We start from the raw sequence: 5579 nt of genomic DNA, 5'->3' as shown, positions 1-5579 counted from the left end.
CGCTTTCGCGCTGCTGTAAGGTTGTTGTCATGGTTTTATGATTGCTGTATTTGGTTGTCAATGTTCGGATGATGTTTCTATTATTAACGGTCTTGTTAACGTTTGTAAAGGGGTTTAGCGACAGTTAAACTGATGAGGGTCATCAGGAAAGCTGATGAAAGGAGAGACAGGGGCGAAAAAAGTCGATCGCTAGACCTATCGACATGACAACTGAATTATGCCCGCACCAACTCCAACCGATATCGGTACAAAGCCACAGGATGCCCCCCAGCCACAAAATAATCCGGGTCTTGCGGCGACAAATAAATCGCTGTCACCTGATCCGCCTCAATTCTTTTACTCGCAGAATTGCCATTTTTCCCGCCTCCAACAACTCGATAAGCCGTTGTAGTTTCCACCTCGTTTAAATAAATATCAGACTCTCCCCGAAAAATCTGCTGAGAAATCTCTGTAGACACAAACTCGCGAGGATTCGGCGTCTCAGTTCCACGACTGGTAACAATCGAAATTAATTGGCGTTCCCCTTTCAAAACAGTAATTTGGCGGTTGGGATTGGTCGGATCGACTTTCACCGAAAGTACGCCACCATCGCCTAAATAAGCCTTGGCAATATTCAAACCGTTAAAAGTGCGATCGGCTACAATCTTTTGAGCCTTTTTCAATGTATAATTATAAATTAACCCAATATTTTTTTCCGGTTGAAATCGAACTTTAAATAATACAGGATGCTGCAAATACTGGCGGTTGCTTTCAAACCCAGGCGTGACAATATTTGGCGCTAAAGGAGCGGCTAAATCCACCAAAGTGCTAGCAACATTCCAATTCCCCGCCATCCAGTCGGGATATACCAAATCTCCCTTAGCTACAGCGATAGGAGGCTTGCTTTCCCAATTGGGAAAACTCGATAGGCGATCGCCCAAAACCCCCGCTCTCGCAACGCCACCCCACAGCAACACCAGCAAAACCAAACAAAAACTCCAAAATACCTTCATACCCAATTACATTCAAACAACTAATTTTCGGTCTCTCTTTCTCTTCTCTGCGTTCTCTGCGCCCTCTGCGGTTCCTTAATTCAAAAATTAGACAACAAATCAGTTAAACATCATATTTTATACCATTTTCATAAACAGGCAAGATGCCTGTTGCACAAAAATAAATGTTCTGCTTGTGGGGAGTAGGGGTTGGGCATCCTACCCGCCCCCAATATGCAATTCAAAGGTGGAAAAACCTATCTTTTAAAGCGCCTCAACAGGTGCAGGTTCCCAAACCTCCCCGTATTTTTCCTTCAACTCGTGCCAATTTTCCACCTGTCCTGGTTCGTATTCCCCCGGCTTTCCCCACTGCAAAAACGCGCTCAAAGCAGCCTCATTTTGTTCGTCCAGAAAACGGATTGCATAAGTAGTGAAATTGCCTCTTTTTGCCTCACCAGTTTCAAACTTCACCTGTTTTATTTTGTCCATATTTAGGTGAAACTCAAATATTTCGGCGTGCATATTGGCATACTTTCCCTTCGGCAACTCCGCATAAAACAGCTTGTGAATTGAACCGCGCACTTCCAGCACAGCCGCGCTGCTAGTCACGATTAAACGCAGCGTGCCCAATTGTTCGCAAGCTTCCAAGAATTCTTTCAGATTAGGCATAATTTAATTGGGGAATTGGGTATTGGGAATTGGGCATTGGGCCGAAGAGCCTTGGGCATTGATTATTGGTAATTAAAAACAACAATAACTAACAACCAACAACTACTGACTAATGACTAATGACTATGTTTCGTGCAGTTCGTAAGCAGCGACAATCCGCTGCACTAGCGGGTGTCGCACCACATCCGCCTGAGAGAATTCGCAGAAAGCAATGCCCTCAACGTTGCGTAGAATGTTTTGGGCGACTGACAATCCCGACTGTTGGTTTGGCGGCAAATCTGTTTGAGTGATATCCCCCGTTACTACCATTCTCGATCGAAAGCCCAGACGAGTCAACACCATTTTCATCTGAGCCGGCGTCGTATTTTGAGCTTCGTCCAAAATTACGAAAGCATTGCTGAGAGTGCGCCCCCGCATATAAGCTAAAGGAGCTACTTCGATCAAGCCTCTTTCCATTAAATCGGCCATTTTTTCAGGGTCGATCATTTCTTGCAGGGCGTCGTAAAGCGGGCGCAAATATGGATCGACTTTTTGCTGCAAATCTCCCGGCAAAAACCCTAATTTTTCGCCAGCTTCCACGGCTGGCCTGGTTAAAATCAGCCGTTCGTACTGCTTGCTCAACAGCGCTTGCACGGCGAAAATAGCTGCTAGAAATGTTTTGCCAGTACCAGCGGGGCCAATGCAAAATGTCAGGTCGTGCGTGCGTACTGCTTGGACGTATTGCCGCTGCTTGAAGGTTTTGGCTCTAATTTCTTCGCCGCGGCGGGTTCTGGCGAGAACGTCTCGCTGCAAGTCTTGTAAATCGCCTTGGCGGTTGGTATCCAAAGCTTGGCGCGCCGTCTGGATTTCAACTCCGGTAATATTTTTGCCGGATTTCCAATAGTCGGAGAGCGATCGCACTAATTTATGACACAATTCTACTTGACTTTTTGTGCCAGAAATCAGCAGTTCTTGCCCTCGCATTACCAGGGTAGCACCGGTTTGCTTAGAGATCATTTTCAGGTTTTCTTCTTGATTACCGGCCAGCGACATTGCACTTTGGGTGCTCGGTAACTCTATTGTTAGTTTTTCATTCATGCCAACATAATCTCCTCCAAATAAGCAATTAAAAGTTAACAACTAAACGTTCAACCAGTCACTATTTGCGAACAAAAAGACGCCCCTTACTAGATTTTACCTAGTATCTAAGGCGTCTTTTAGATTTAGCTCCCAAATGAGTTTGGTGCTTGAGGCACAAATCAAATCTCCCTTCTATTAAGTCAGGCAATTTTAGATTTTAGATTTGAAATTTTAGATTTTAGATGAACCTGATGCCGCTGACATTTGAAATTTAAAATTTTACATTTGTTTCCGATCGCAAAACCGGCAATTTCCAACCAAACGGGGCTTGTAATACAAACTCTACAACAGGCAATCTAAAATCTAAAATTCTTTCTGGGTTCTGCAGTTAGTTAATAACCGGGAGTATTTCTGCTCGTTCTAAACGTAGGTGTGTTAGTACGGCGAGGTTGTTCTCTCGGAGTTCTGCTAGCCAAGGGACTCGGCGACGGAGGTGGCGTCCGGGGTCGGAAGTCGCCTCGCGGCTCCCGCGAGCCACGATCTGGGCGGTCGCGATCTGGGCGATCGCGATCCGGGCGATCCCGATCGCCCCTAGGCGGGCCAGATCCACGATCGCCCGCTTCGCCATCGTATATATCTAAGTAGAGGGACTGACCAGCCGTCTGCGCCACCGCTTCGAGCGTAGTTCTAATCGCCTGAATATTGCGTCCGCCCCTACCGTAAACCCGGCCTTTGTCGGGATCTTCAAAAGCCAGCCTAACCCAGACCCGCGATTGGCGCGGGTGCAGTTCGCAATCAACCCGCAAAGAGCCGGGGGTCTCTAAAAAAGGCCCAATTAAAAACTTAACCAGTCCAGCATAGTTGGGACTAGCTGACTGTTGCTGTGCTGGATTCAACGTTAGCTCCGGCTCCGACTTGTTCAAATACATGGGCTTTTCTCAGGATGTCACGCACGGTGTCAGTTGGCTGAGCGCCTTCTTGCAGGCGCTTGACAATCGCTGGAACATCCAGCCTGGTTTCGTTATTTCTGGGGTTGTAATAGCCGAGCTCTTCTAGGGGACGGCCGTCGCGGCGAGTAGAACTGTTCATCGCTACAATTCGGTAGCTGGTCTCGCGTTTTTTCCCGTATCTCTTCAATCGCAGTTTGATCATCTTCTTGCACAATAGTCTTGTTCCAATTCTAAGCTATTTTGTCAGTGCTCCTTCCCCGAACCCCAACTCAACCCCTATTTCTTAACCTCCGACCAAAATATCGCTACGATTTGCTGCCCCCAAGGCAGGTCTGGCGCCGTCAATGTGCGGTGTAATTGCTACTGGCAAAATCGATGCAGTTCCCCACTGCTGCACCAATTTTTGCAAAAATATATCTTGCTGTGCTCTCAAAGAGTCCCAATCGGTGCCGCGATTAATAATTGCAAACCAAACTAAACCTCGATCGCGCGTGGGTATGGCTCCCGCCAAAGCAATCACCGTGTCCAAAGTACCAGTTTTCACCACAGCCGATCGCGGAATGTGTCGGTATTCCAAAGTTCCTTTATCGCGCCCGGACACCGGAAACAAGTCAGCAACTGTCAGCCCAGTCGTCTGAAGGTTGCGCCCGATCGCCTGCATCATCCCGCAAGCCGCCCTCGGAGACATCTGATTTTCCACTCCCAGTCCCGAACCGTTAACTAATTGAAGTTCCTCCTCCGGCACCCCCGCAGCCCAAGTCGCTTGCTGCTGCACTATTTTTGCCCCGCCCAAATCGTCGGCCAGCATCTGAGCTATTTCATTATCGCTGTGGACGTTCATCTGCTTGAGAATTTCGGCTAAAGGAAGCGATCGGCGCTTCAGCAGCAAACGCCCCGAAGTCACAAATTTCTCAGCAATGACGCTGCCGGCAACCGTTACTTGCGGCTTTCTAGTTCCCGGAGCCATCTTAGAATACATTGCCACCACGTCCGCAGGCCAATTACTACCCTCAAGAGCTTGCCGCAGTATCTCCCCCGCCACCAAAGGATCGGACTGATAATTCATGCGGAAATTGCCTGTCACCACCAAATTCCCCGCCACGCGCTCGATACCCATTTGATTGAGAGCATTGCCCACGGCGATCGCCTCCTCCCACACAAACAGCGGATCGCCCCCGCCGCTGACCACCAAATCCCCCTGCAATACACCATTCCTAATCGGCCCCGTTCCCCGGAACCGCGTTTCAAACTGATAATCCGCGCCCCAAGTTTCCAGCGACGCTAGAGAAGTCGCAATCTTAGTCAGCGAAGCCCCAGGCATCAGCGTCTTGCCCTGCTGACTTACCAGCGGCATCATTCCCGCTTGCACCCAAATTCCCTGATTGCCCTCAATCAAGTTCTTGTCTTTCAACTCTTTCAAATATTCCCGCACCGTCGCTTCTGCTGGCAAGTCGGGATTTGCCGCATTTATTCGCCCAAAAGCCAAATCTTCGGCCACCACTAACCCGGGTATCCCTCCCCGCCAAGCCAGCACTGACGCAGCATTAGGCGCGGCACTGCCTACTCCAGCCATGTCCAGCCACAGAGACATCATCCCTGAGCTAAATAAATCCAGCATTTTTTACTCCTAAAGTCAATCGATATTAGATTTTAGATTTGAGATTAAAGAATTGAAGAAAGCGCTCCCACTGATAAATCCGGGGGCAAGTGATGAGGATGGGGAGCTTTTTTTTCGCTCCACGGATGAATCCGGGGTTTCCGGACTAAAGTGCTTGCGGTCATGTAAACTATTTCATTGATTTTTTCAATTTGCAGTCAAAAATAGTAAAGTAGTGACAAAACAAGTTCTATCAGAGTCGGACTTAAGTGCCAAATAGTTTGCTAAACTTATCTACAGTTGATTGCCGAGAAGAAGTTCCATGTTTGCCGT

Annotated in this window: 6 protein-coding genes; all 6 read right to left on the bottom strand. The window is 48.1% G+C overall.

The window, feature by feature from the left end; translation table 11 throughout:
- Nucleotides 1-215: 215 nt before the first annotated feature.
- Entirely contained in the window at nt 216-992 is a 777-nt protein-coding gene (locus QUA88_RS29065; RefSeq protein ID WP_333275183.1) for a DUF6816 family protein, read from the bottom strand.
- Nucleotides 993-1235: 243 nt separating this feature from the next.
- Entirely contained in the window at nt 1236-1640 is a 405-nt protein-coding gene (locus QUA88_RS29060; protein WP_333057403.1) for a ChuX/HutX family heme-like substrate-binding protein, read from the bottom strand.
- A gap of 123 nt (nt 1641-1763) precedes the next feature.
- A complete protein-coding gene (locus QUA88_RS29055) occupies nt 1764-2717 on the bottom strand; it encodes a PhoH family protein (protein WP_333157196.1) in 954 nt (317 codons plus the stop codon).
- Nucleotides 2718-3091: 374 nt separating this feature from the next.
- Entirely contained in the window at nt 3092-3595 is a 504-nt protein-coding gene (locus QUA88_RS29050) for a KH domain-containing protein (protein WP_333057401.1), read from the bottom strand.
- Complete coding sequence (gene rpsP, locus QUA88_RS29045; RefSeq protein ID WP_006633724.1) at nt 3567-3851, bottom strand: 30S ribosomal protein S16; 285 nt, start codon at nt 3849-3851, stop codon at nt 3567-3569. The genes QUA88_RS29050 and rpsP overlap by 29 nt, the downstream gene beginning before the upstream one ends.
- 81 nt (nt 3852-3932) lie before the next feature.
- Nucleotides 3933-5267, bottom strand: coding sequence for a D-alanyl-D-alanine carboxypeptidase (locus QUA88_RS29040; RefSeq protein WP_333275179.1), 1335 nt, complete (start codon nt 5265-5267; stop codon nt 3933-3935).
- Nucleotides 5268-5579: the final 312 nt, after the last annotated feature.

The organism is Microcoleus sp. D3_18_C2 (assembly GCF_036702395.1).
Taxonomy (GTDB): Bacteria; Cyanobacteriota; Cyanobacteriia; order Cyanobacteriales; family Microcoleaceae; genus Microcoleus.
Note: the sequence above shows the minus strand (reverse complement) of the source record. Positions and strands in the feature narration are given on the sequence as shown.